This is a genomic window from Streptomyces ossamyceticus, assembly GCF_001418475.1.
In the GTDB taxonomy this organism is placed as follows: Bacteria; Actinomycetota; Actinomycetes; order Streptomycetales; family Streptomycetaceae; genus Streptomyces; species Streptomyces ossamyceticus.
In genome coordinates this window covers 1-2,603 of record NZ_LIQX01000688.1, presented here as the reverse complement: position 1 = coordinate 2,603, position 2,603 = coordinate 1, and the positions used below count along the sequence as shown (strand labels likewise).

The following is a 2,603-nucleotide window of genomic DNA, read 5'->3' as shown; positions in this document are numbered from 1 at the left end:
CCACCGACCCCCTCGCCCGCTACCACCGCCAGCACCTCGACTGGAAGAGCTGTGTGTTCGGGCCCGACGACGAGACCGGCAAGGAGCTCCAGAAGGCCGGCGCCCGGTGCGCCGACGTCACCGTCCCGTTGAACTACACCAAGCCGAACGGCCGTACGATCACCGTCGCCGTCTCACGGATCCGGGCCACCGACACGGACCGTCGGGTGGGCGCGCTGCTCCTCAACGGCGGCGGACCCGGCGGCCAGACGATCGGCGACCCGCCGTGGGTGCGCACCTCGATGCAGCAGGTCGGCGAGCGTTACGACGTGGTGGGTGTCGACCCCCGCTTCGTCGGCCGCAGCACCCCGCTGGACTGCCACTGGCCCACCGGCTCCTTCATACGCGGCGCGGGAGCGGACCGTTCGGGGTTCGACCGCATGGTGAGCCAGGCGAAGGACTTCGCCGAACGCTGCCGGACGATCCAGGGCGACGTCCTGCCGTACGCCACCACCCGGAACACCGCCCGCGACATGGACGTGGTCCGCGCCACGCTCGGCGAACGCAAGATCTCGTACCTCGGCTACTCGTACGGCACCTATCTGGGCCAGGTGTACGCCACGATGTTCCCCGGCCGCACCGATCGGGTCGTCCTGGACGGCCTCGTCGCCCCCGACCGCTACAACCCGCGGCTGCTGCGCGGCACGGAGCGGGCCAACAGGCGCGCCCTGGAGGGCTGGGCCGACTGGGCGGCGGCACGCGACGCGGACTACGGGCTGGGCCGGACCCGGGCCGAGGTGCTGGCCGTGGTCGACCGCGTCCAGGCTGCGGCCGGACGCACCCCGCTGCGGATCGGCGACCACCGGGTGGACGACCATGTGCTGCCCGTCGTCGTGTTCAGCGGCCTCTCCCAGGACAACGACGCCGCCTACGCCGATCTCGCGCAGGCGGTACGGGACATGCGGCGTGCCGCCGACGGCCATCCGGTCACCCCCTCACCGGGGTTCGCGGCCACGCTCGCCTTCCTGCTGGATGGATCGGCGTCCGCCTACGGCAGCGCCCAGACGGCGATCCTGTGCGGGGACGCGTCCGCGCCGCGCTCCCCCGAGGTGTACTGGCGTGACATCGAACGCGCCCGCGCGCAGGACCCGTTGTTCGGTCCCGTCACCCAGAACATCGGGCCGTGCGCGTTCTGGGACCCGCCGCGCGAGCGCCCGACCAAGGTCCGGGACGACCTGCCGGCCCTGCTGGTCAACGCGACCGGTGACCCGCGCACCGTCCACGCCAACGCGCTGACGGTACGCCGTATGTGGCCGTCCTCCCGGCTGGTCACCCTCCGCGACGCGGACCAGCACGCCGTGTACGGCGTCTTCGGCAGCGCCTGCGTCGACACGACGGTCAACACCTACCTGGCCACCGGCCACCTGCCGGCCACCGACGTCACCTGCGACCGCGCCTCGGGCCGATAGGAGGACCGGCCACGACGAGGTGAGGAGGCTCTAGCCGAGGAAGCTCAGCCGGACCTGGCGGTCGGGGTTGTCCTTGTTGGTGTCGACGAGGCACACCGACTGCCAGGTCCCCAGTTGGAGGCTGCCCCCGACCACGGGGAGTGTGGCGTGCGGAGGGACGAACGCCGGGAGGACGTGGTCGCGGCCGTGGCCGGGGCTGCCGTGGCGGTGCTGCCAGCGGTCGTCGGCGGGCAGCAGGGTGTGGAGGGCGGCGAGGAGGTCGTCGTCACTGCCGGCGCCCGTCTCGATGACGGCGATGCCGGCGGTGGCGTGCGGGACGAAGACGTTGAGGAGACCGTCCCGGCCGACGGCCGCCTCGCGGAGGAACGCCTCGCAGTCGCGGGTGAGGTCGACGACCCGCTCACGGGAGCCGGAGGCGACGTTCAGGACTCGGGTGGTGAAGGCATCGGACATGCTTCCATCCTCGCGCACTCCGAGGTGGAGACAGGGGAGCGACCACCCGCCGAACGGCACCGCCTCCCCTTCGCCGGCCTCACCCCCGACCCGCCGCCAAGTGAGACGGTAGGTCCACTCTGCGAGACGGCTATTGACCGTGCGCGGACGGGCTGGCTTCGTTCGGCGGCCTGTCGCGTTCAGCCCTGCTCACTTCGCGCGGCCACATCGACCTGCTGCGGGTGGCCTTCGCCGCCTGTTGTCGCGGCCGCTGACGCCTTCTCATCTCTCTCTTCTGTTTTCCCGGTCCGTGCGTCGCTCGCCGCCCGCACGTCTGACATCGGGCTCGCGTCCACACTTTCCGCCCCGCCCACGGTGAATCGTCCGCGGACCAGGTGAACTGACGCGCGCCGGAGGATGCCTGACGCGGCAGCACCCCTGCCTGATCGTTTACGCCGCCCTCGGTCTGCTCGCCGACTTCATCGTCCGCTCCCTCGAAAGGCCGCTGCCGCAACGGCGACCGACGTTCACCGGCCGGTGCCCCCGAAGGCGGCCGCCAGACCCCGGCTCCCCCGCGCACCTGGCGCCCCTCCACCTCTCACCCACGCCCGCCTCCGCACTCCACGCGCAGGCGCCCGCGACCACTCCCGCCGCCGCGCCCCGCCCCCTCGGGGGGGATCTTGACCGGCCGGGGAAGATCCGGGACCCGCACCCGGTTAGTAG

2 protein-coding genes and 1 pseudogene are annotated in these 2,603 nt (G+C 72.5%); 2 read left to right on the top strand and 1 reads right to left on the bottom strand.

Annotated features, from left to right (window positions below):
* Window positions 1-1,448: alpha/beta hydrolase (locus AOK15_RS36685; protein ID WP_055522893.1), on the top strand; the 1,448-nt coding region annotated here is incomplete at its 5' end.
* 30 nt (window positions 1,449-1,478) lie between these two features.
* Here the strand turns inward: AOK15_RS36685 and AOK15_RS36680 are convergent.
* Window positions 1,479-1,901, bottom strand: a complete 423-nt coding sequence (locus AOK15_RS36680; protein WP_055522891.1) for a secondary thiamine-phosphate synthase enzyme YjbQ — start codon at window positions 1,899-1,901, stop codon at window positions 1,479-1,481.
* Window positions 1,902-2,319: 418 nt separating this feature from the next.
* Here AOK15_RS36680 and AOK15_RS47935 point away from each other — a divergent pair.
* Window positions 2,320-2,418: pseudogene (locus AOK15_RS47935) on the top strand (ABC transporter permease); the annotation flags it as partial.
* Window positions 2,419-2,603: the final 185 nt, after the last annotated feature.